At 36.7% G+C, this 23,974-nt stretch carries 24 protein-coding genes; 12 read left to right on the top strand and 12 right to left on the bottom strand.

Annotation, left to right across the window (positions count from 1 at the left end; translation table 11 throughout):
* Position 1: 1 nt before the first annotated feature.
* From HND50_08890 to HND50_08900, 3 genes are read right to left on the bottom strand one after another with little or no spacing between them, the layout of a single operon-like run.
* The gene (locus HND50_08890) at positions 2 to 403 is read right to left on the bottom strand and encodes a biopolymer transporter ExbD (protein ID NOG45334.1); all 402 of its coding nucleotides are present in this window, start codon (positions 401 to 403) and stop codon (positions 2 to 4) included.
* Between the two features lie 2 nt (positions 404 to 405).
* Positions 406 to 1,020 carry a MotA/TolQ/ExbB proton channel family protein gene (locus tag HND50_08895; protein NOG45335.1) on the bottom strand — a complete coding sequence of 205 codons (615 nt, stop codon included), beginning with the start codon at positions 1,018 to 1,020 and terminating at the stop codon, positions 406 to 408.
* Between the two features lie 3 nt (positions 1,021 to 1,023).
* On the bottom strand, positions 1,024 to 1,935 hold the full coding sequence (locus HND50_08900) for a hypothetical protein (GenBank protein ID NOG45336.1): 912 nt from the start codon (positions 1,933 to 1,935) through the stop codon (positions 1,024 to 1,026).
* A gap of 242 nt (positions 1,936 to 2,177) precedes the next feature.
* On the opposite strand from HND50_08900, the gene HND50_08905 reads away from it, so the two are divergent.
* Both HND50_08905 and lhgO read left to right on the top strand, forming a co-directional pair.
* On the top strand, positions 2,178 to 3,266 hold the full coding sequence (locus HND50_08905) for a hypothetical protein (protein ID NOG45337.1): 1,089 nt from the start codon (positions 2,178 to 2,180) through the stop codon (positions 3,264 to 3,266).
* Positions 3,267 to 3,321: 55 nt separating this feature from the next.
* A complete protein-coding gene (gene lhgO / locus HND50_08910; GenBank protein ID NOG45338.1) occupies positions 3,322 to 4,530 on the top strand; it encodes an L-2-hydroxyglutarate oxidase in 1,209 nt (402 codons plus the stop codon).
* A 32-nt stretch (positions 4,531 to 4,562) separates the two neighbouring features.
* On the opposite strand, the gene HND50_08915 is transcribed toward lhgO, so the two are convergent.
* Both HND50_08915 and HND50_08920 read right to left on the bottom strand, forming a co-directional pair.
* Complete coding sequence (locus tag HND50_08915; protein ID NOG45339.1) at positions 4,563 to 5,702, bottom strand: ATP-binding protein; 1,140 nt, start codon at positions 5,700 to 5,702, stop codon at positions 4,563 to 4,565.
* Between the two features lie 82 nt (positions 5,703 to 5,784).
* Complete coding sequence (locus HND50_08920) at positions 5,785 to 6,408, bottom strand: threonylcarbamoyl-AMP synthase (protein NOG45340.1); 624 nt, start codon at positions 6,406 to 6,408, stop codon at positions 5,785 to 5,787.
* A 284-nt stretch (positions 6,409 to 6,692) separates the two neighbouring features.
* Here HND50_08920 and HND50_08925 point away from each other — a divergent pair, with 284 nt between their 5' ends.
* The 3 genes from HND50_08925 (at position 6,693) to HND50_08935 (ending at position 11,057) form a co-directional block, all read left to right on the top strand.
* Positions 6,693 to 9,389 (top strand): OmpA family protein, encoded by a 2,697-nt coding sequence (locus HND50_08925; protein ID NOG45341.1) that lies wholly within the window; start codon positions 6,693 to 6,695, stop codon positions 9,387 to 9,389.
* A gap of 242 nt (positions 9,390 to 9,631) precedes the next feature.
* The gene (locus HND50_08930; GenBank protein NOG45342.1) at positions 9,632 to 10,111 is read left to right on the top strand and encodes a hypothetical protein; all 480 of its coding nucleotides are present in this window, start codon (positions 9,632 to 9,634) and stop codon (positions 10,109 to 10,111) included.
* Positions 10,112 to 10,154: 43 nt separating this feature from the next.
* Positions 10,155 to 11,057 (top strand): MBL fold metallo-hydrolase, encoded by a 903-nt coding sequence (locus tag HND50_08935; GenBank protein NOG45343.1) that lies wholly within the window; start codon positions 10,155 to 10,157, stop codon positions 11,055 to 11,057.
* Here the strand turns inward: HND50_08935 and HND50_08940 are convergent.
* Both HND50_08940 and HND50_08945 read right to left on the bottom strand, forming a co-directional pair.
* A complete protein-coding gene (locus tag HND50_08940; GenBank protein ID NOG45344.1) occupies positions 11,054 to 11,908 on the bottom strand; it encodes a DUF2279 domain-containing protein in 855 nt (284 codons plus the stop codon). The genes HND50_08935 and HND50_08940 overlap by 4 nt on opposite strands.
* Before the next feature lie 71 nt (positions 11,909 to 11,979).
* A complete protein-coding gene (locus tag HND50_08945; protein NOG45345.1) occupies positions 11,980 to 12,273 on the bottom strand; it encodes a hypothetical protein in 294 nt (97 codons plus the stop codon).
* Positions 12,274 to 12,391: 118 nt separating this feature from the next.
* Between HND50_08945 and sfsA the strand changes: the two genes are divergently transcribed.
* On the top strand, positions 12,392 to 13,087 hold the full coding sequence (sfsA, locus tag HND50_08950; GenBank protein ID NOG45346.1) for a DNA/RNA nuclease SfsA: 696 nt from the start codon (positions 12,392 to 12,394) through the stop codon (positions 13,085 to 13,087).
* Between the two features lie 60 nt (positions 13,088 to 13,147).
* Positions 13,148 to 13,858 carry an RNA methyltransferase gene (locus HND50_08955; protein ID NOG45347.1) on the top strand — a complete coding sequence of 237 codons (711 nt, stop codon included), beginning with the start codon at positions 13,148 to 13,150 and terminating at the stop codon, positions 13,856 to 13,858.
* Positions 13,859 to 13,882: 24 nt separating this feature from the next.
* Here HND50_08955 and HND50_08960 read toward each other — a convergent pair whose 3' ends face one another.
* Complete coding sequence (locus tag HND50_08960; protein ID NOG45348.1) at positions 13,883 to 15,022, bottom strand: response regulator; 1,140 nt, start codon at positions 15,020 to 15,022, stop codon at positions 13,883 to 13,885.
* Positions 15,023 to 15,344: 322 nt separating this feature from the next.
* Here HND50_08960 and HND50_08965 point away from each other — a divergent pair, with 322 nt between their 5' ends.
* Genes HND50_08965 through HND50_08975 form a run of 3 tightly spaced genes read left to right on the top strand, consistent with a single transcriptional unit; the run spans position 15,345 to position 16,663 of the window.
* Positions 15,345 to 15,830 (top strand): sigma-70 family RNA polymerase sigma factor, encoded by a 486-nt coding sequence (locus tag HND50_08965; protein NOG45349.1) that lies wholly within the window; start codon positions 15,345 to 15,347, stop codon positions 15,828 to 15,830.
* 26 nt (positions 15,831 to 15,856) lie between these two features.
* The gene (locus HND50_08970) at positions 15,857 to 16,495 is read left to right on the top strand and encodes a hypothetical protein (GenBank protein NOG45350.1); all 639 of its coding nucleotides are present in this window, start codon (positions 15,857 to 15,859) and stop codon (positions 16,493 to 16,495) included.
* A gap of 27 nt (positions 16,496 to 16,522) precedes the next feature.
* Entirely contained in the window at positions 16,523 to 16,663 is a 141-nt protein-coding gene (locus HND50_08975; GenBank protein NOG45351.1) for a hypothetical protein, read from the top strand.
* Here the strand turns inward: HND50_08975 and HND50_08980 are convergent, their stop codons facing one another.
* Positions 16,664 to 17,128, bottom strand: a complete 465-nt coding sequence (locus tag HND50_08980; GenBank protein NOG45352.1) for a CoA-binding protein — start codon at positions 17,126 to 17,128, stop codon at positions 16,664 to 16,666.
* Positions 17,129 to 17,411: 283 nt separating this feature from the next.
* Between HND50_08980 and HND50_08985 the strand changes: the two genes are divergently transcribed.
* Positions 17,412 to 18,272, top strand: coding sequence for a tetratricopeptide repeat protein (locus tag HND50_08985; protein NOG45353.1), 861 nt, complete (start codon positions 17,412 to 17,414; stop codon positions 18,270 to 18,272).
* 44 nt (positions 18,273 to 18,316) lie between these two features.
* On the opposite strand, the gene HND50_08990 is transcribed toward HND50_08985, so the two are convergent.
* Positions 18,317 to 19,387: a hypothetical protein gene (locus HND50_08990; GenBank protein ID NOG45354.1), complete on the bottom strand. Its 1,071-nt coding sequence runs from the start codon at positions 19,385 to 19,387 to the stop codon at positions 18,317 to 18,319.
* 114 nt (positions 19,388 to 19,501) lie between these two features.
* Entirely contained in the window at positions 19,502 to 20,890 is a 1,389-nt protein-coding gene (gene lpdA / locus HND50_08995; protein ID NOG45355.1) for a dihydrolipoyl dehydrogenase, read from the bottom strand.
* A 257-nt stretch (positions 20,891 to 21,147) separates the two neighbouring features.
* On the opposite strand from lpdA, the gene HND50_09000 reads away from it, so the two are divergent.
* Positions 21,148 to 22,497 (top strand): hypothetical protein, encoded by a 1,350-nt coding sequence (locus HND50_09000; GenBank protein ID NOG45356.1) that lies wholly within the window; start codon positions 21,148 to 21,150, stop codon positions 22,495 to 22,497.
* A 108-nt stretch (positions 22,498 to 22,605) separates the two neighbouring features.
* Here HND50_09000 and HND50_09005 read toward each other — a convergent pair whose 3' ends face one another.
* Entirely contained in the window at positions 22,606 to 23,916 is a 1,311-nt protein-coding gene (locus tag HND50_09005) for a hypothetical protein (GenBank protein ID NOG45357.1), read from the bottom strand.
* Positions 23,917 to 23,974 lie beyond the last annotated feature (58 nt).

Here is a 23,974-nt window from a genome sequence, read left to right on the forward strand (position 1 = left end):
ATTATTCCGGAATATTAGTGGAAATGACAAGTTTATATAATTTATTCTTTCGCAGCATATCCATAATTTTAATTATTTCTCCGTGGTCAACTTCTTTGTCGGCCTTTAAAACAATGCTGCCCTCTTCTGTTAATTTACCAAGATTATTGATCTCGGAGATCATTGTGTTTTCACTAATTAGCTGATCATTTAGAAAGAGGTTGTTGTCTTTATCAATATATAAAATAATTTTCTGAGTTGTAAATGATTCCGAACTTTCAGCTTCCGGAAGTTTAAGCTCAATACCGGGTTGCTCTAAAAATGTAGATGAGACGGCAAAAAAGATTATTAAAATAAACAAAACATCAATCAATGATGTCAGGTTTAAAGTTAACTTTTTCGATTTTTTTGTAGTTAACTTCATAATTAATCCATTGACTTCAATGAATGAATTTTTTGAACAAGAGTATTAGCATGTTTTTCAATATCAAGAATCAGGCTTTCAGATTTGCTGGTAAAATAATTATAGGCCATCAAAACCGGGATACCAATAAATAAACCGGCTACTGTTGTTAATAAAGCTTCAGAAATACCACCGGAAAGAGCTGCCGTTTGTCCGACCCCCTGTTCTTTAATTACAGCAAAAACACGAATCATGCCAAGGACAGTTCCAAGTAAACCCATAAGCGGCGCAATTGCAGCAATAGTTTCTAAAAGCCCTAATCCGTTTTCCAGGCTCCTGATATCCTGCCGGCCCTGGTCTTCCAAAAGTTCACGAATCTCAGCTTTGGGTGATTCGTTATTTTCCAGGGCAATATTTATAAGATTGGGCAATGGACCGTTGTATTTTGTACAGACATTTTTTGCAAACTCAATATCTTTTTCAGTTTTAAAATTGTCTACAACAGAAATAATTTCCGGGATGATTATTTTTCTTTTGCGTAAAGCTATGGCGCGTTCAATAATAAAAATCAGCGCAATAACAGAGGCCAATAATAGCGGGTACATCATAATACCGCCGCGTTCAAAAAGTTCGAGCATGGATTATCTCCTATTTTTATAAAGCTTTTTTAAATCTGGGTAAACTAAGGTTGCAGTTATTACTAAAGTTTCATCCGGGAAATCTTTTGGCAAAGGCAAAAAAGGAAAGATAGCTTTTACGGATGCAAGGCTGGCTACTTCCAATGATTCATGACCTTTATGCCCAATAACTTTTGCCTCGATTAGCTTACCATCTTTTGAAATTTCGAAAATAATTTTTGTTGTGCCGTGTATTATTCCAAGACGGCTGTATGCCGGCGGTGCAAACCAAACGCTTAAATGCTTTTCTTTCAGCTTTCGCACATAAGGAGCCCATTCCCAGGCATAGGTGCTTAAGGACAAAGCCCCAACTTCTTCCACTGAAAATTCTTTTTGCCTTAAACGCTGATTGAGCCCGTTGCTTGCACTCTGGCTTTGCTGCTGAACACCTTCTTTATCAAAAGGATTTGCTTCACCGTCGTTGGAGTTTTCAAAGTCAACTTGTTTCCCTGTTAGGGCCTGGCTGTTAAATTTTTTGTAACCATATGGAAGTTTTGGTTGGGCTTTATTTCTTGGATTTGATAGTTCCTGGTGATCAACATTGCCTTCACTAAAAGGTGTATTTTTGTTTATTTGATTTGTTCTTTCAGGATTGCGGGCGCGTGAGTCTTTTTCTGAAAGCAGGTTGGCGTTTTCAGGGACTTCACCACTTTCATTTTGGTTGTCAACAATATAAAACTCTTTATTTGGACTTTGCTGTTTGGGCTCTGGTTTGTTCTCTGGAAAAATAACCGTAACTTCCTGCGGGATTTCTTTTTCCAGCTCCTCAACTTTAACGGCAAGCCATTGAAATAAATCAATTAAATAAAGAAAACCAATATGGAAAACTAACGAGAGGATTAGTGCAATTAATATGTTTCTGTTTCTTTTGTTCATTGATACTACTTAATCGGTATATGACCAAACCTTCCGGATTAAAAAAAAGGAAAGTTACAATGAAAGGATGCTTGTAAAAGCTAAAGATAATCCTGCCTAAACATTTAATCAATTTGACAATCATTAAAAACATTTCTTTCACTGTCTTTAACCAAAAATCATTTTTAAGTATATTGAAATCAAATCATTCAAAATTCTTTAAGATTAAATAGTTTTTACCTTTAAAATATACACCAATAAGTATGAATACACCCTATTTTGAAAACCTTATAATTCAGGATAAGATAAAAAGTTTCTTTAATAATGTAATCCGGAATGATCACCTTGCACACGCTTATCTTTTTTATGGTAATGGCGGTACAGGAAAAGTTGCCTTTGCACTGGAACTGGCCAAAACACTGAACTGCATTGGCCCGCAAAACAAGCCATGTGGAGAATGCCCGGCATGTATAAAAATAAGCAACTCTGGACACCCGGATGTTAAACTGATTTTTCCCATTTCAAAATCTGTAAAAGAGGAAAAGCGCAGTGGTTTGATAAAGCAAAAAACACAACATCCTTATAAAAAGCTCGCTATACCCGGACATTTGAATATTCCCATTGAGACAATCAGAGAGCTAAAAAAAGAAGCAATGTATGCACCCTTTGAAGCAAAGAAGCGTGTTTTCATTATTTCAGGTATTGAATACTTTTCCAGGGAAGCGGCAAACTCATTTTTAAAATTATTGGAAGAGCCACCGGACAATTTAATGATTATCCTGATTGCCAATGATATTAATTCAGTATTGGACACAATCCGTTCCCGCTGTCAGCCGGTTCTTTTTCCAATGTTCAGCGAAGAACAGGTTATGAAAATAGTAGCAAAATATTTTGACCCTAATGATGATTTACGAGCGATAATACGCATAAATCAAAATAATATTGGGGATATTCTTGATAATATTGAAAACAGCGATGAAGATATCCGGCCGATTATTTTAAATTATATGCGTTCAGTGGCTTCTAACAAATGGGTGGAAATTAATAAAATTAATGAAGCAATTGTACAAACCCGCGACAAAAATAAAGCACTGGAATTTATTAATATGATGCTTTTATGGATTAGCGATGCTTTTCGTTTCAATACGGTTGGCTCCGGTAAGGATTTGTTAAATATAGATATGGAAGATGTAATTGTTAAGTTTGCCGGACATTATAACAAGATAGATTATAACCAGGTTATTATTGTTTTAGAGCAAGCTTATCAGGATATAAAAACAAATCTCAATGTGTCGTTAACAATGACCAACTTGGCCATAAACATGCAAAAATTGCTACGGGCCAATAAATAATCATGGACCAATCCAGAATAACGTTTTACAAAATCTGCATTGATGGAACCGATTGATGAATGAATCTAAAATATATGATATCGCCATAATTGGGGCAGGAATTATAGGGCTTGCAACAGCATTAAAACTTTCCCAAAGGGCAAATCAAAAAATTATAGTAATAGATACAGAAAAAGAGGTTGCCGCACATCAAACAGGGAACAACAGTGGTGTAATCCATTCCGGCCTTTATTATACGCCCGGCTCGTTAAAAGCACAAAATTGTGTTAATGGCCGTAATGCCATGTATGTTTTTTGTGAAACCAACCAGATAAAACACGAACGTTGCGGTAAAATAGTTGTCGCTACAAATAAAAAAGAACTGGCCGCTTTAAAACGTTTATATCAAAGAGGTGTTGAAAATAAACTAAAAGGTGTTAAACGTTTATCTGCCAAAGAGCTTCGGGAATATGAACCAAATGTGAGTGGAATTGCCGGGTTGCTAGTGCCGGAAACAGGTATTGTAGATTACAAAGATGTATGCAAAGCTTACATGTACCACATAAAAAATTCCGGAAATGAAATAAGCCTGGATACAAAGTTTTTAAAGCTGCACAAAAAAGAAACCCTTATCCTGGAAACTACCAAAGGTTCAATCCATACAAAAAACATAATTAATTGCGCCGGATTGTATTCTGACCGTGTTGCAAAATTATGCGGAGTAAACCCTCATTTGAAAATCGTACCGTTTCGTGGTGAGTATTACGAGTTGGTTCCTGATAAACATCATCTTGTAAACAACCTTATTTATCCGGTTCCTGATCCAAGCTTTCCTTTTTTGGGAGTTCATTTTACGCGAATGATCCATGGTGGCGTTGAAGCTGGTCCCAATGCTGTTTTGGCATTTAAGCGTGAAGGATATATACGCAGCGATTTTGATTTTAAGGACTTTTTAGAAACTCTGACATATCCCGGATTTTTATTACTTGCAGCAAAATACTGGTATACCGGTTTTGGTGAGTTTTACAGATCTTATAGTAAAAAAGCATTTGTAAAAGCATTGCAGAAACTTATTCCGGATTTGCAGGAAGAAGACATTTCACCTGCAGGTGCAGGCGTTCGTGCGCAGGCACTTCGTGCAAATGGCAAATTGGTTGATGATTTTCATATCGAGCAGGCAAAAAATATGGTTCACGTTTTAAATGCTCCATCACCAGCAGCAACAGCCTCATTAAGCATTGGTGAAACTATTGCAAAAATGGCAGCGAAAAATTTTGATTTATAAATATTATTGTATTCCAGGATCCAATCGAGTTATTACAGGTATTCCCAATCATCTTTTAGATTTTGTAGTGGGATAACGGAAATGTTCTTTGCAATCTTGTATTCAGTGCTTCCAGGATAAATAATCCATAAATGTGCCAGGTTCAAATCGACTATTGCGTTTTTCATTGAAGGAGTTAAACGAGGAGCATCAGAGTACTTAAATTCTATCGCCCAGTTTTTACCAGCATCCTGCCAAAAGAGATCAACTTCTGTACCTGCGTGAGTACGCCAGAAATAATATTCTTGTGCATCTTTTCCAATACAATTACATGCTTGTTCTATGGCAAAACCCTCCCATGAGGCACCAATTTTATTATGTTCGTATATTTGGTCGATAGTCTCTATTGATATTAAAGAATGGAAAAGTCCTGAATCACGAAAATAAATCTTTGGTCTTTTAACAATCCGTTTGCTTAAATTGGAAAACCATGGTTGCAGTACCCTAATCATAAATGTGCCTTCAAGGATATCAATATATTTTCTAATGCTCATGTCAGAGATTCCAAAGGCCCGGCCTAATTCGGCATAATTCAAAACTTGGCCATGATAATGACTTAACATTGTCCAAAACCTTCGCAAGGTATTTGCCGGAACTTGAATCCCTAATTGTGGGATATCCTGTTCAAGGAAGGTGGTTATATAATTTTTACGCCAGCGGGATGATGCCTTTTCACTGTTTTGAATAAAAGAGTCCGGGAAACCGCCCCTAAGCCATAATGATGAAAATTGATTGGGATTAATATCGCGAACCCGAAAGCCACCTAATTGAAAGTATGCGATTCTCCCGGCAAGTGTTTCACTGCTTTGCCGTATCAAATCACGTGAAGCACTACCCAAGATTAGATATTTTTGATTTTTATTTGAATCAACTAAATAACGTATTAATTGAAAAAGCTTTGGGCTGCGTTGGATTTCATCGATTGCGATGAGTCCTTCTAAGTTTTCTAAAGCTAATTGAGGTTGGTCAAGTTTTGCCGAGTCCCGTGGGTTTTCCAAATCAAAATAATGTTGAAATGGAAGCTGCTTTGCAAGCGTGGTTTTACCGGTTTGTCTTGCACCTAAAATACATGTAACTGGGAATTGTTCTACTAATTCGAAAAGGGAATTTAGCTCTAAGTTTCTTTTAATCATGGTAGAACATACAAAAAACACCTTGAAATGTCAAACAGGCCATATGATATTTCAAGGTACTCTAACGCTATAAAAACCGGCTTTAGTAATTTAAAGACTCAATATCTCCTGCGCCTTCCCGGATAATTTCCGGTCCATCATCTGTAAAGCTTACAATGGTAGAAGGGTTATTAAACATAACTCCCGCATCCAAAATTAAGTCAATTTCATTTCCATATTTCTCAGCAATTTCAATTGGATCAGTATGATATCCTTCATCATCTCCCTGCGGTACACTGGTGCTTAATATTGGATGGCCCAATTCTTCAACAATTTTTAATGCAAAGGTAGCATCGGGTATACGAATGCCGACCGTTTTACGCTTATGTAGTAAAAGTTTTGGAACCTCTTTGGTTGCATTTAAGACAAAAGTATATTGCCCCGGTGTTACGCGGCGCATTATTTTATAAGCATAATCAGGAACATTTGCATAGGTAGAGATGTCTTTTAAATCTGGTAAAATAAAACTTAAAGGCTTGGTGGTGGTTTGTTTTTTAATGCGCAATATTTTTTCCATAGCCTTTTTGTTATACAAATCAGCCCCTAATCCGTAAATCGTATCCGTTGGATATACTATTACGCCACCCTTTTTTAAAACATCAACAACCCTGTTAATTGTTCTTTGATGCGGTGTTTCCACATAAACAGTTATAATTTCTGCAGCCATAAACAAATCCTAAACTTAATCTTAAAACAAGTCACTAATTTATCAGGAAAACAGTTTATTTAAAAGACAATATCAATCTTTTTCTAAATCTGATTCAATAGCTGCTTGTTGTAAATTTGCAACAAATCAAGAATTTATTTTGTCGTATTTCGCAGACAAGAAGTTTTTATTTGCAAAAACGAACCCACCCTTAGCTTTTGTTTTTACGTGACTTATGCCTCAAAAAAAAATGATGGCATGTTTATTGGTTTTATTGTTTCAAAAAACCATCAGGAGGAAGGGATATGAGAAGTTCAATTATTTTATTTCTATTCTTAAGCGCTGCGTTACTTTTTGGGCAAAGTGCAAATGACCTTTTTGACAAGGGAAATTATTCAAGTGCAATATCTGCCTACCAGCGAACGGTTGATTCGAACCCGGCAGGTTACTTGAATCTTGCCAAGTCACACATCGCATTAAAGCAGTTTGACGAAGCAATTGATGCGTTGCAAAATTACAAAGCGAAATATAGCTCGGCAGATAAAACTTATGCGGATAAAATGATTGCCTTGCTGGAAAGAGATGACGACTTTGTAAAAATTGAAAACTTAGGTTTAAATGTGAACTCTGCCGGGAGTGAGGTTTTTCCAAGAATATCTCAGGATGGAAATACACTTTATTTTATTGCATCAGATAGAACCGGAGGAGTTGGTGCAAGTGATTCCTGGTATTCTACTAAAGATAAAAATGGGAAATGGGGCAAAGGTGTAAATTTTGGTTCGCCTTTAAATACATCCAGTAACGACGGTTTACTTGCAATTTCCGGTGACGACAATGTGGCAATATTTTTTGGGCATTACCAGGGTACTTTTGGTGGTGGCGATTTGTTTTACACAGTCCGCCAGGGAAATGGCTGGTCAGATCCATGTAACCTGGGTGCAACAATAAACAGCGATGGCTGGGAGAGCATGGCCAACCTTGCTCCGGATGGCAGGACACTGTTTTTTACTTCCAGCCGTTCGGGCGGTGTTGGAGATGAAGATATTTATGTAACAAGTTTAACCCCAAACGGATGGACAAAACCGGCTAACCTTGGATCTACTATCAACACAACGAAAAAAGAGAAATATCCATTTTTAAGTGCGGATGGCAAAACATTATATTTTTCCAGTGATGGCCATATAGGTTTTGGCGGCCAGGATCTTTTTTATAGTAAAAAGCTTGGAGACTCATGGACCAGTTGGTCTGAACCGGTCAATATGGGAAAACATATTAATACACTGGAAAATGATCAGGATTTAACAATTCCAGCTTCTGGTGTGCGCGGTTATGTCGTTAAAAATAATTTGTCCGATGGCCACGGCAAGACAGATATTTACTCCTTTGTTTTACCTTATGAAATGCGTCCGGAACCGGTTTTCCAAGTATACGGAACGGTTCAGGATGATAAAGGGAATCCTGTTGCAGCAGTTATCCGTTATCAGGATTTGGATACAAATGAAGAAATTGCGCGGGCCACAAGCAACAGAAGTGACGGTTTATACAAGATCGCTTTGCCTGCACATCGCAGGTATGCTATTTCGATTGATATGAAAGGCTATCTTTACTATTCCGATTTACTGGATTTGCGGAATCCGGATGATTTGTTGGAGCAACAGACGATTAATCAATTGTTGTCAAAAGAAGTTCAAAATATCAGGAAGGCCCAATCGCGCTTTAATGAACTGAATGGTGAACTAAACCTGCTTCTCCAGAAAGACAGTAAAGAAGTGTCTCAGGCATTCGCAGAATATCAAAAACTGAGTACTCAGTTCCGGGATAACAGCCGAAACCTGAACACTTATGTTAAAAGGGCAAAAATGGAATGGCTGAGCAGTGAAGATGATCAGCGCGAGTTAAGAAAAGATTATGTTTTGCAGCCGATAAAAGTTGGCGCGAAACTGGAGCTAAAAAATGTGTATTTCGATTTTGGAAAGGCTTCATTGAGACCAGAATCTAAAAATGAAATTAATAAATTGTTTGATTTAATGAACCGCGCAGGAATTAGTGTTGAGATTGGCGGACACACAGATAATGTAGGCAGTGACCAAACAAACTTGCGGCTTTCCCAATCCAGGGTTGATGAAGTTAAAAAATATCTGGTTCAAAAAGGAATGGCGCAGGGGCGGGTTTCAGCCGTTGGTTATGGTGAAAAACATCCTATTGCCACAAATGATACAGATGCTGGCCGTCAGGCAAATCGCCGGGTAGAAATGAAAATTACAAATATCCAGCAACGTGAAGGCACAGATGAAGTTAAAGAAGAAATAAAATATGATATGCTTGCTTTGTTGCGCCATGCGGCGATTGTTGGGGGACTTCCTGAAGATAGCCCTTGCAGCAATAGAGTTGCTTCTTCCGGTAAAAAAACAGAAACAAGAAAAACACCGGTTAAACAAAAAACAGTTCAAGTTTCAGCACCAGCGAAAGAACTGGAATTGGATGATAACATCTATGGCGGTTGGAATATACATCTGCTTAATTATGGATTTAAAAATGCTGATGCATCTCTTGGGGTTGGAATAGTAACAGCGGACGATGACTTGGATGAATATCACCTGGAGTACTATTTTGACAATCCAAAAGGTGTCTCTTTTATGGCTGGGCTCGGTGCGCTTTATACAGTTCAGTTTAATGACATTTTTAATATCAACCTAAACGGTTTGTTTGGTGTGGATGGAAAGTTTTACTCTGTGGAAGTACTTAAAAAAGACGAAGGCCGTATCTTTGTAAATATTCCACTTGGTTTTAGGTATATCCATAATTTTGATGATTTAATTTTGGGGTATGATGCAATTTATAATATAAATGTTTTGAAATCAGAAGAGATTCCAAACAGTTTAAGTCCATCTAATTTTAGAGTAGGCGCAAATGTACGCTGGAAGGTTTTACAAGGAGGATTGTTTTTGAATAGTGGTGATTTTGTGGATTATTTTGGTTTCAGAGCAGGTGTTGCATTCTAAAAAAATAAAAAAAATATGAAACATCTCTAAAGAAATGGTAGTATTAACACGAGTAATTTTAAAAAGACAATTAATCTAAAAAACTACTTGCATCCCCCAAAAGCAGGTACTGAACCCGGTAACACCCACGCTACCGGGTTTTTTTTGTTACCCAATCTTTAAATGCTATTTACATATATTTTTTTTATTGTATAGTTTACTATATCTTAATAGCGTCTTAAATGTAGCTTTCGGGAGAACAAGTGAAAAAAATAAAGACCTTTTTAAATTACTTTAACTTACCCTGGTTAAAAGAAAAAGAGGAAGGGTCTATTAAAATAAAAAAATATATATATCAAAAAGATAAAATATCCGCACAACCAACAGAATCCAAGACCAAACCAATCCCGAAAACACCCCGAAGAAAAACCGCTTCTGAATCAAAGAAAAATGACAGGAAATATGAGGTACGTTTTTATGGCAAATTAAAAAAAGGAATTAGCCGTGAAATTGCAGAAAAAAAACTAATACATTTGTTTAAGATTAGTCCTGAAAAAGTGAAAATAATGTTTTCAACAAAACCAGCCATCCTAAAACGTAATATTTCCAATCAAGAAGCCTGGAAGGTAAAAAGCTTTTTAAAAAGAGCGGGAATTATATGCAGTTTGAGAGAAGTGAATATCCAAAATAACCAGGATCACTTTCAGACAATCATTCCTGATATTGACTTAAATGAGAGTTAAAAATAATTAAGATCACTTCCTTTTAAATCAACCCTAACCTTCTATGCATATTCATCAAAAATCAGAACACCTTTTTTTAATTGATCTGGACCAGGAAATTGAAGGGTTTCGCCAGTTTATTAGTGCATGGGTTTATCAGGGTCATAAAAGAACACTCCTTATTGATCCTGGGCCGGCATCAACAATTCCAATACTAAAAGAAGCCTTGCGTGAGCTACAGGTAAACTGGCTGGATTATATTTTATTAACTCATATTCATATTGATCATGCAGGTGGTACAGGATTGCTGATGTCGCAATATCCTGAAGCACGGGTTGCTTGCCATCCAAAAGGAATTTCTCATATGATCAATCCGGACAAACTTTGGCAAGGATCTTTAAAAGTGTTGGGTAAAATAGCAGAAACGTACGGATCCATTGCTCCTGTCCGTGAGAATCTTATTTCTTATCCTGATAAAATTGAAAAAGGTTCGCTTGAGGTAAACATTTTTGAAACTCCCGGTCATGCATCGCATCATTTAAGTTATTTGGTTGATGGAATTTTATTTCTTGGTGAAGCAGCGGGTGTAAATATTACTTTGGAAAATGATTTTTATCTGAGAATTGCCACGCCACCAAAGTTTAATTATGAGGTTTACAAAGAGTCACTTTTTAAAGCTTCCAAACTGGATTGTGACAGAATATGCTTTGGGCATTATGATATGCGAGAAGATGTTCAGAATGTATTTAATAAAGCAAAAGATCAGCTTGAACTTTGGATGGATGTGACACGACGGCATTTTGAAAATAGCAAAATTGCAAATGCAGAGAATATTTTTAATGAATTAGTGGAATCCGATCCTTGTATAAAAGCTTTTGGAAAACTTGAAAAAGATGTTCAGAAAAGAGAAAGGTATTTTGCTCTAAATAGTATTAATGGAATGCTGGGCTATTTGGCAGGATCTTAAAAGTATATCCCGTAACCAATAAAATCAGGGGCAATCCTAATAGCTGGTGCCGGAAATTTATACCTGTCCAAAGTATGAATTATATGATTGAGAAAAACTGAATTTGTTTTAATCCTTTTAAGATTAAAATCCAATCCGAGTAAAATTTCTGTTTTGTGTGGAGTTGAATGCGTAACACTTATTCCTGTTGCGATATTTATCCAATTTGGCAGCCAGCTTTTTTTTAACTTAAAAAGCCCAACGGGATTCGCGGTTACCCAAAAGGTCATATTAGCATAGCTTTCAATTACCGCATCGTCACTTTTTTTACGTGTAAAATCATAACTAATTTTATAATCAAAATTCTGCAAAAATGGGATGTTATGCTGCCCAACAACAAAAGAGGCTCCGGCAACATTCGCTACAAAGTCCCCGATTGAAAATCCCCAACGCTTATAATATGCATCATGTACTTCCATGGCTCCCATTATGCTGCTAGCCAAAATAAAAGCGCTGTAAGATGAAAAACTCTTATCCAGTCCACTCCAGCGTGACATAAAGTAGATATTTTGGGAGAAAAGACTGGAAGAAAAAATATGGCCAAATTTGTCCAATCCACGAACGGAGTTATCAAAGAACTCTAATTCATTGGATTTGTTTTTGGTAAAATGGAAGTCTCCACGAGGTTGGTTATAATAAATTGGTTTTCCGGTGTTATAAATTGAGATAACTGTGAAAGTTAATATTCCACCTGAAATAAGACCCCGTTCCCAAACAAAGCCGTTGTCATTTTCTGGAAATTGAGGTGAGTAATCAATTGTCTGGGAAAAAAGAGTAGAGCAAAAACTAAGTAGTAAAGCAATTTTTTTCATAGGTACCAATATGTTTTTTGTGAAGCAAAGATAATCCATATTGGTTTTGAAAACAATGACAGAGTGTGTGACTAATTTTTATAGTTTTCTTTAATTTCCTGAAGCTTATTGCGAATATCTGTGACTGACTGAAATTCTATTTCTTTCGCACAAGAAGCTTGTGCACTGGCCAGGTGATTTTCTGCTTCATTAAAACGATCAATGAACCAATTGCGTTTGTCTTTTAAATCGCGGTTGTTTAAAATTTGTTTTGCCTGGAGCAAATGAATGTTTAATTGAAGTTCCCGGTCTTTTTCTGATTTGTAGATAAAATATATTGCATATGCGACCAGCAGAGTGATGATTGTGTAGTATAAAAATGCCATTTTTCCTCCCGTGAAAAAATTAATTCCTAATATTAATCCTCGGGAACAGAAGTAGGCTCTTAAATATGCAGTCTCTTTATACGGGAAAATTGACCATAACCAAAAACTATGGAAACAGATGATATTTGATAAGCCGGTTTATTTTGGAAAACTTATAAAGCGTTATAAACGATTCTTGGCCGATATAAAGCTTGATGATGGCAATGTAATTACAGCGCACTGTGCAAATTCCGGTTCGATGAAAACGTGTGATACTGCGGGCTGGAGAGTTTTGGTCAGCGACAGTTTAAACCCCAAAAGAAAATTACGCTATACTTTTGAAATGATTCACAATGAAAAATGTTGGATTGGAATTAATACACAAATTCCCAATAAGCTTGCCAAAGAAGCCATTGAAAGTGGTATTATAAAAGAGCTGCAGGGTTATGATAAAATTTTGCCAGAACAGAAATACGGTGTGAACAGCCGTATTGATTTGTTGTTAACAAACGCTGTAGAGAAATGTTTTGTTGAAGTTAAAAGTGTAACTTTAGTACAAGATGGTGATTATCAATTTCCAGATTCTGTGACAGCGCGAGGGCTTAAACATTTAAATGAGCTGTTGGATATGAAGAAGCAAGGCCATCGGGCTGTGATGCTTTTTATTATACAGCGCTCGGATGGTAATATTTTTAAACCGGCCAAAGATATCGATCCAAAGTATTCTCAAAGATTAAGAGAAGTTTATAAAGATGGTGTTGAGGTTTTAGTATATCTTGCAAAGGTTTCACCGGAAGAAATTGTACTTTCACATAAAATAGATTTTGTGTTATAATGAATTATTAGTTGGGACAGGACACCTGTCCCGTCATTACATTAAAGATTAGAGAAAAAAATGCTTTTCGATAATATTTATATAATTTTAGTTGAACCGGAAACACCGGGAAACATCGGATCTGTTGCCAGGGCAATGAAGAATACGGGGCTGGCTAATCTGCGTTTGGTTAATCCGTGTGATACTGATACCAAAGAGTTGCGCCAGTTGGCACACCGCTCAAAAGATATCGTTCATGAGGCCGAACATTTCTCATCGTTGAAAGAAGCTTTAAAAGATATTAATGTAAGTATTGGCACAACTATGCGCAGGCGAAGTATAAAGTTTCCAAATTTCACCCCGGAAGAAGTAGCTGCAAAAGTATTGGCTTATGAAAATGATACAAAAATTGCATTTGTTTTTGGGCGGGAAAGAACCGGCCTCTATACGGAAGAATTGAACCTGTGCCATCTGCATTCCACAATCCCCACAGCTGTGCAAAACCCTGCGATAAACCTTGCACAATCAGTAATGATTTTTAGTTATATTTTATACCGCGAGTCTTTGAATGAGAGGAAGACAACATCTTACAAACCGGCTTCGCATGAGGCGGTTGAAAGTTTATATGCCCATTTGGGTGAGGCTTTGCATAGCTCCGGATTTATTCCGCGGGATGATATGGAAACTTTTATATCCCGCTTTAGGAGAATTCTTGGCAGGACGGTTCCTGAGTATCAGGATTTACAAACTATTCATAAAATTATCCAAATGCTTTCTGGTGAGAAGAAATAATAATTTTACTAAGCCTTAATCACGTTAAAGGTATTTTTTCTCCATACATTTTGGGCACACAGTATACATTAAAATGGAAGAGCCATATTGGTTAAACATTTTTTCAAAAGTTATCCACTCTTTCTTGTATAGTTTAATTTTATTGCATTGTTCACAAATTGAAAGTGAAGATTCCTGTTGATTAATTACCTGCATGAGCTGTTTAAAATTTAACTGTGCTTGTACTCGCGCAATCACTTCATTGATATGAAAAGGTTTTGTTATAAAATCATTCGCACCCACTTCAAACCCCTTAATAATTGCATCGCTATCAGCAAGGGCTGTTAAAAATATAACCGGGATGTGTTTTGTAAGACTATTGCTCTTTAACTCTTTACATACCTCATATCCATCCATTTCGGGCATCATAATATCCAACAATATTAAATCAGGTTGGCGTTCTTCTATAAAGCCTAATACTTTTTTTCCACTTTCTGCTGAATGGACTTTAAAATTATTTTTTACAAGTATTTGCCCTAACAGCTGAATATTATCAGGATGATCATCAATTATTAAAATCTCTGATTGTTTCCGGTTTGATTCATCATTAAAAAAAGATTTATCAGTTTTCTGATCTGAAGGAAGTGATTTTGATTTGCAGGAAGGACAGATACTGCTATTAACAGTGACATTGGAATGCTGACGAAGAAAATCAGCCAGTTCAAACCAATATTTATTGTCCCAAATTTTATTACATGTCGAGCAGATTAGAGGGTTGCGTGTTTGTATGTTTGGAGCGGCATTATCATTACTCATTTGAAGATAAACATTTATTCGCGATAAGAGCTCTTCTGTTTCATATGGTTTGGAAATATAATCAACAGCACCAACGGCAAAACTTTTTGAAATGCTGTTCTGGTCAGCCAACGCAGTTAAAAAAATGACTGGAATGTTTTTGTAGTTTGGTTTTTCTTTTAATATTGAACAGAGTTGATAGCCATCCATTCGTGGCATCAAAATATCTAATAAAATGAGGTCAACATTATTTTCTTCTAAATAATTAAAAGCCCTTTGTGGAATTGAATCGACGACGACATTATATCCGGCTTTTGTTAATATTGACTTTAAAAGGTTTAAAGTACTAAGGTCATCATCAATTACTAATATTGTTTTACGGCTTTGCATAAAAATCCATTTTTATGATTTGTTAATGGTTATATAATCGAAAAATAATCATCCGATTTTAAGAATTTGACACAACTGTCAAAAATACAAACATTAATTCGAAAAAGGAAGTGTTTATATTAATATTGTGTGATTGATTTATTTTTTATTTAAAAGCAGCGATTTGATAAATCGCGAGGTTCCAAAATAAACCGAAGCCTGTATTTTTTAATGGGTTGACAGGTTTTTTTGCAGCATCTGTCTTTTTTTAAAGGTAGTGTAATATTTTCTTTTTTGAGCCACTAACAGTGAAAAAACAAAAACGATTAGGTTAAAAAACTAAATGAGCAGCGATTTTTACACAATATCTATTTTGCCATTTGCAGCAATTATTATAAAGATCTGCAGGGCGTATACTAATAACCAGGAAGATTTTGAAGATTATTATCAAGAGGTCTGTCTTCAGATTTGGAGAAGCCGGGAAAATTTTCGAGGGCAGTCTGAGTGGTCTACCTGGATTTATAGGCTTAGCTTAAATGTGTGTTTAACTTTGCTTAAGAAAAAGAAAAACAATAACAGGCATTTTGTTTCGGATGCAGTTCCTCCAGAATTGACAGAAGATAGCCGGGCTTTCGCAGATGAATCTTTGAACCAACTTTATGCCGCCATCCGGCAATTATCGGAAGTTGACAGAGGTGTAATTTTGTTATATCTGGAAGAGAAATCTTATCAGGAAATAGCTGATATCATTGGTACAAACCCTAATAATATTGGAGTGCGAATTAAGCGAATCAAAGAACGTTTAAAAAAATTATTAGATAAAAAGTAGTATGATAATAAAAGGAAGGTAGTATAATGGATAAAACAATCGAAACAATCTGGAAAGAAGGTTTTTTAAAAAACGACGCGTTGGTAGCTCCTAAACTAAATGATTTGTATAACCAAAAATCGCAGCTGATAATAGAAAAACTAAAGGGCATGTTTAAAGTAAATTTAAAAGCTATTGTAATTGGTGCAGCTGTTATATTTGTTGGTACAATTTTTTGGGGAATTCCCTACGTTGGGGCATTTATGTTTTTGGCATTGATCGGGCTGGTGGTTTATAGCAAAAAGGTTGGGGATAAGATCGAAGAAATAGACAGCGGCTTAAGCAGCTATCAATACCTTATCGCGTTTAAAGCGTGGAGAAAAGAAGCAATGGCAGGTTATTTAAAGGTTTACCGTTTTTTCTACCCGGCAATTGTTATGGCAACGTTTACAGGATTGTGGTTAAAAGGAGGTGAACCCCTATCAACTTTAATTATTCGAGAATTTCCGGATGTTTTCTTGCTGTTTGGTATTCCGGTTTATTTGATAGTTGGTGCAGTTGTTTTAGCTGGATTATCATCGCTATTTGCAGGCCCGCTTTATAGATGGGATCTAAATATTATCTACGGCCGTGTCTTTAAAAAACTGGACGAAATAATAGCAGACATGGAAGAATTAAGAAAATAATTTATTGTAAAATATAGGATATGAATTATGGAAGCTTTTGGAATTATCGGCATGTCAATGGGAACAATGGGTTTTATTTTTGCAATAAATGCTATAACAAGAATTGGTAAACTGGAAAAGCAACTCAAAGAAACAGGAGTTTTGGATAAAGATTTCAAGTCGGAATAATTAGGCTAATTTTCCTGTCAAGTCCAAAATCCATTTCATGCATTTATGAGCAACGTCTGCTTTCAAAAACATCATTGGGCAGCCGGAAGAAATGCAATTGATATTATTTTCAATGCAGAAACTTTCGGCTTCCTTGTTGAAACTGCCTTGATCAAACGAGCGGTGCATCCACACATGTTGAATATTTAATTCTTTACACATTTTTACAACTTCCAAAGTAGCAGCTGGTGGTGTACAAATTATTACACCTTCTATTTTCTCCGGAACATCTTTTAAAGAAGCAAAACAATTAATATCTTTAACGGATTCATTTTTAGGGTTTACTGCAAAAACGGTGTATTCATTTTTTATGAGTTTGTCATAAATAAAATTACCCGGCTGGTTTCCTTCACTTGAATAGCCCACAACAGCGATATGCCTTAGTCCAAGAAAATCATCTATTTTCTTTCTGTAAGATTCATTCATTTGTTCACCTTTTCTTAGCTTTTAAACGGAAAAAGTTACACAATAAAACCAGCAAGATAAAGTGAAATAACTTTTGGTTGAATGCTACGTAAAATGCTGAGAAAATTATTTTGATGACTCAATAAACTGAAAACATCGTTTACATTTTTCTGTAAACACGAATAGCATTTTTTGCAGATATGGGGCATGAGACACTAATTTACACATTTAAACTCTGGCATACTTTTTGTCCCGTTGAACCAATCAGATAATTTATTTACATAACTAATATGGGGAGTATTTGATGAAGGCAATAACATTTCTTCTAATAACTTTAGCAGTATCACCAATTTGGGCAAATAATATTCAGCAGGGTAAAGACCATTATGCAGCCGGAGAATTTGATAAAGCCAAAGAAATTTTCGAAACAATTTTGGATGAAAACGATGAAAATGCAGAAGTTCATCACTGGCTCGGGCGAACATTTTTCAGGCTAGGAGATATTGATGAAGCCGTAGATCATTGTGAGGAATCTGTTGAGTTGGATGATAAGAATGCAGAATATCATTTTTGGTATGGCCAGGTTCTTGGTAGAGAAGTCCAGGAGGCCAGTGTTTTCCGGCAACCATTTTTAGCCCCAAAAGTTTTGGAAGAATTTGAGCGGACAATTGAGCTTGATCCAAAGCATGTTGGCGGAAGAGTCGGGGCTGCTCAATACTATCTAATGGCGCCAGGAATAATGGGTGGCGATAATGAGAAAGCAGAAGAATATGCAAAAGTTTTGATCGATATGGAAGTAAGCCGAGGGTATTTATTATTAGCACAAGTTTATGAAGCGGAGGACAAAATTGATAAGGCAGAAGAGGTTTTTGCCCAGTATGACGCTGCATTTAATGACAGTACCGACAATCCCAATTTTTATAATAGTTATGGTTACTTTTTAATAAATCAAAAAAAATATGATCTGGCAATTGAAAAGTTTAATCGGCAGGTTGAGTTGAATCCCAAAAGTGCAAATTCTTATGATAGTCTTGGCGATGGCTATCGTGCTGCCGGCAGACTGGAAGAAGCTTTGGCTTCATATAAAAAGGCGGTAAAGATTAATCCAAACTTTGAGGCATCAAAAAATAATATTGAAGAATTAGAAAAAGAGTTGAAAAAGTAGAATTAAATGTAAGGACAGGAAATTGTCCTGTCCCTACAAAAAAATTAATTTACCCAATCGGCAATAAATACATTTGTATCGCGTGGGTTTTTATTAAAACGATTTGAAGCAAAAACCAATTTTGTACCTGCTTTATTAAACATTGGGAAACCATCAAACTGATCAAAGTGAGTAACCTGTTCTAAACCGGTTCCATCTTCATTTACCAGCCATAAATTAAAATCAGGTCTTCGTGGATTTGTACTTCCCATGCTTGAGCAAAAGATTATCCGGTTGTTATCAGGATGAAAGAAGGGGGCAAAGTTTGCAAATGTATTATCTGTAATTTGGCGTTTGTTACTGCCATCCACATCCATCACCCAAATCTGAAAAGCATTTGGCTCAATCAACTCTTCGGCTAATAAATCTTTATAGCGCTTTATCTCTTCTTCTGTTTTTGGATGATAAGAGCGATACACAATTTTTGAACCATCCCATGAGAAAAATGGGCCTCCGTCATAGCCAAGCGCATCGGTTAATCTATTCACATCGCTGCCATCAATATTACAGGTATAAATATCCAAATCACCATCCCGCATAGATGTAAAAACAATTTTATCACCTTTTGGTGAAACGGTTGCTTCAGCATCGTAACCTTCGGCTGGTAAAAAAACTTCAGGATTACTACCATCCGCATTAGCTGTATACATTTCAAATTCTTTATAAACTTTCCACACATAACCTTTGGAATGATCCGGAGGAGTTGGGCAATTTTGATCTGCAACATGCGTGGAAGCATAAATGATTTTTTTGTCACCTGGTAAGAAAAAAGAACAGGTTGTACGACCCATTCCGGTACTTACAAGTTTTTTGTTTTTTCCATCAAGGTCCATTGTAAAAATCTGGTCACATTTATATTCACCATGTGTGGATTGAAAAATCAGTTGATCTTCTGCAAAGGCAAAATAAGCTTCTGCGTTTTCACCATCATCGGTAAGCATTTTTATGTTTTTCAGATGTTTCTCATTAGCAAATTTCATTGTATCTGCAGATTCAGATTCAGATTGGGATTGCTCTTGCTTCTTACACGAGATTAGTAAAAGTGAAAAAGAAATAAGTAATATTAAAAGCTTCATTTTTTCTCCAAAATTGATTGTGTTTAACACCGGATGTCATTCAGAGCTAAAAGTAGTGGAGAGAAGAATCCTTGGCACAGATGGATGCTTCGCTATTGCTCTGCATGATACTTTCTAAATATGAATTGCCTCATCATCAGCATCTGCAGCAGCTTCCATAATCATTTCAGAAAGTGTTGGATGCGCATGCATTGTTTTTGCCAACTCAACCGGCGTTGATTCAAGTGACTTTGCCATTGCAATTTCACCAATTAACTCCGTGGCCTCATTACCTACAATATGGGCCCCTAAAAGCTCACCATATTTCTTATCAAAAATAAGTTTAACCATTCCATCCCTTGCACCAATTGCGCGGGCCTTACCAGATGCGGAGTATGGAAATTTTCCAATCTTTAATTCATAACCGGCTTCTTTGGCTTTTGCTTCAGTCATACCAATGCTGGCAACCTGTGGCTGACAATAAGTACATCCGGGGATGCTGTTATAATCAACCGCATGTGTTTCAACACCGGCAAATTTTTCAACGCAAACCAAGCCTTCGTGGGAGGCTACATGTGCCAAAAGTGGTGGGCCAACAATATCTCCAATGGCGTATACACCTTTTACATTTGTTTCGTACCATTCATTTACATTTATAAAACCGCGCTCATTTTTAACACCAATACCTTCAAGGTTCAGGTTTTCAACATTGCCTTGAATACCAATGGCCATCAAAGCTTTATCAGCTTTTAAAACTTCACTTTTTCCTTTGGCAGAAACAGTAACTTCTACCCCCGTTTTTGTCTTTTTTAGTGATTCGACTTTGGTGCCGGTATGTAGTTTAATTTTTGATTTTTTAAAATTGCGTTCAACAACTTTGGAAATTTCACTGTCTTCAATCGGCAGTACATTATCCAGCATTTCAACTATTGTTACATCTGTTCCGATAGAATTATAGAAATATGCGAACTCAGCTCCAATTGCCCCGGCTCCCATAACGATCAGGGATTTGGGCTGTTTCTCCAGCACCATTGCTTCTTTGGATGTTATAACTTTGTCTCCATCAATATCAATCCCGGGGATCGTACGAGGCCGGCCACCCGTAGCAATGATTATATGCTTGGCGGACAATTCACTTTTTTTGCCATCTTTTTCAATTTCTAAAGTGTTTGCCGATTTAAAAGATCCGTTTCCATAAACAACATCAATGCCGTTTTTTTTCATCAAAAATTCGATGCCTTTGGAATTGGTTTCAGCAACAACACGGCTTCGTTTAATAACAGCCGGAAAATCTACTTCAGCTTTTTCAATTTTTAATCCAAACGATTTTGCATGCTTTACTTCTTCAAAAATTTCTGCGCTTTTTAATAATGCTTTTGTTGGGATGCATCCCCAGTTAAGGCAGATGCCGCCAAGTTTATCTCTTTCTACCAATGCCGTTTTCATTTTTAATTGGGCTGCCCGAATGGCCGCAACATAGCCGCCGGGACCAGACCCGAGAACGATTACATCGTATTGTGACATGTCGTCTCCTGAATATTATTTTTATATACTTTAAATTGAGCAGAGAACTTAGCTGTAGTGCATAATAAAGTCAAGAATAGAGAAGGCAATTTGAGTCCTGTTTATTCCTTGTTTTTAGACCATAAATATTGGCCCTTTTAATGAATAAAAAAATTATGACGAAAATTTGAAAAATGTGATAGTTTCTAATTGCCTTTCAATTTTAAATGTGTAAATTCTGCCTTTTAGCAAAATGTTGAAATACGAAGGAAGTTAAAATGAAAAATGTATTGGTTTTAGGTGCCGGAAAAAGTTCTCCTTATTTGATTCATTATCTATTGGAAAATGCTGAAAAATACAATTGGTTTGTAACCGTTGGTGATCTTGATATTAAAGCGGCCCGCTCAATGACAAATGGGCATCCTCGCGGCTCGGCAATCAAGTTTGATGTAAACGATCAGGAAATGCGTACTTCGCAAATCTCTAAAAGTGATATAGTTTTGAATATGTTGGCACCAATGTTTCAACACCAGATTGCCCTGGCTTGTGTGAGACATGGCAAACATATGATTTCAGTTTCATACGAAGATGAGCGTATCCGTGATATTCAGAAAGATGCAATCCGTAAAGGGATTTTAATTTTAACAGAAATGGGATTGGATCCCGGAATCGACCATATGGCTGCGGCTGCAATGATTGAGGATATCCGTAAAAAAGGCGGCATTGTAACCAGTTTTGAATCTTATGGTGGTGGCCTGCCGGCTTTGGATTCTTTAATCAATCCATTAAAATATGTAATTAGCTGGAATCCCAGAAATGTTGTTATGGCCGGTAAAACAGGAGCGCAATATTACAGGGATAAAAAGATCAAGATTATTCCACATCATTATGTCTTTTTACATTCCTGGCCAATGGAAATTGATGGCTTGGGAATGATGGAAGCTTATCCCAATCGTGATTCACTAAATTACAAAAGCCTTTATGGTTTTGAAAAAGCTGATACAGTTATTCGTGGTACTTTGCGCTATCCCGGATGGAGCGAAACATGGTTTCAGATTGTACGTCTTGGCTTGCCAAACGAAGAACAGCGAATCCCCGGTTTAAAAAATAAAACCTGGGCAGAATTGACCGAAATGTTTTTGCCTCATAATGCCGTTGGCCCCGATGTTTCTCAGCGGGTCGCCAACTTTTTAAATATCAGTCCAACCGGGCAAATTATGCAAAACCTAAAATGGCTTGGCCTTTTCTCGGATGAAAAAATAGGTGTTAAAGTTACAACTTCTGCGCAAGCCATGACCTACCTGATTGGCAAAAAATTAGAGCTAACTGATGATGCCCGTGACATGGTGGTTATTATGCACCGTATGAATGTTAAATATCCAAAATCTGATAAGCGGGAAGAAGAGTATGTTGCAACTATGATTTATAATGGCGAGCGAGGCGGATTTACGGCCATGGCCAAATCAGTAGGTTTGCCAGCCGGTATAGTTGCCAAATTGTTGTTGACCGATAAACTACCTTTAACCGGCTGCCATATCCCGATGCATCCGGCAATTTACCAGCCCGTATTAAAAGAATTGGCCGAATATGGCCTGGAGTTTACCGAGAAGGTTGTGCAGAAAAAATAGTAAGACTTTATTTTCCCACATAAAATGAACCTGGCAAAATGGGTTTTGAAAAAGTTTTGCCAGGTTTTCCACTTTATAACCAAATTCAGGTTTTTTGTCAGAACTTTATTACAAATACTTCTTCAAATATTCATAATCAGGAGTGAGGTTTCCTTGATGAGCTATCATGGCCCGTTTAAATGGAGCAGGCATTTCCAACTTTTCAAAAGGAACTGTAAAATCAACTTTTGCCAAATCAGCTACAAAAGGAAATAACAAATCCCCAAAAAATTTAGTTGCCTCGCGGGGCAATTCACTGGGTAGTTTATCCACGGCCAAAATAACGGGACCGTTGCCCTCAATACCATCTTTAATAGTTTGCTTAAAAGCATCAAAAACATAGGTTGGGTTATCGGAAGCGGTTGATTTTTGATTGCACTCAATGGAACCTTCTACATCGCAGGTTATATCGGCTATAATACGCAGGTTTGGCTGGCTCTCTTTTCCATACAAACTTTTAATATTCTGCTTGGTAACAAGTTTTGGGAACATGGTATCCCAGAAAATACAGTTTATCAAAACGGTGATGTCAGGAATATATTGAGCAAAGTCTGCTTCATATTTTTCAGGGTGAGTAAAATAATCCTGCCAATCAAAGTTATCTGCCGGATTGATAGGTTTAACAAAATTGTCACAATCGATTACAACCTTATATAATGTGTTTAAATCAAAGCTATTATCTTGTTGCATTTTGCGAAACTCTGCCGGGCTGACTGCTTTGACCGGTAATAAATCTACAATTTCCTGCGCGCCTTTCGAAACGGTTCCCGCACCGGTTACAGCTATAACCCACGGCTTGCCAGTTTGTGGCAGCCCATTGGTTTGAATCTTGTTGTTGATATTTTTTAATACAGCTTTGGCATCATCCAATGATTTATAACTATTTGCCTGCTGCATCATTTCAAATGGATTTTCAATACCTTCAACTTTTAATCTTTGCCCCAGAAGCCAGATTGAGTTAATGGCTCCCGCCAGTCCCGCATATGGCCCAAAAAATATAAGACGCTTACCGGACTCATCCGTAACTTTTTCATAATCAATCAGGGTTACATTTTTATCCAAAACAGCTTGCAGCAAAGGCATATTGTAAGATTGTCCTTTAATTGTGTGCGAGAAAAATACTGCGGCCTGGTTTTCCGGTAAATCTTCAATGGGGATTTCCTTTACGCCAAAAATAATATTAGCACCTGTTAAATCCTCTGAGATTTGCCCTCCATTATCGATATAGTTTTGATGCGTAAAATGGCGGTTTTCCCAGGGCTCAAGGAGCATTTTTATTTTGTTGTTCTTAACAAGCTCATTTATATGGTTTGGTGAAAGGGGTGATCTTTTTTCAGTTGGTTCAATATTTTCTTTTCTGATTGCGATAGTATTTAACATTGTTACTCCGGTTTTAAAATAGACGTTAAATTTAGTATGTTAAAATTTGTTTATCAAT

The sequence above is a fragment of the Calditrichota bacterium genome (genome assembly GCA_013112635.1).
GTDB lineage: Bacteria > Calditrichota > Calditrichia > Calditrichales > J004 > JABFGF01.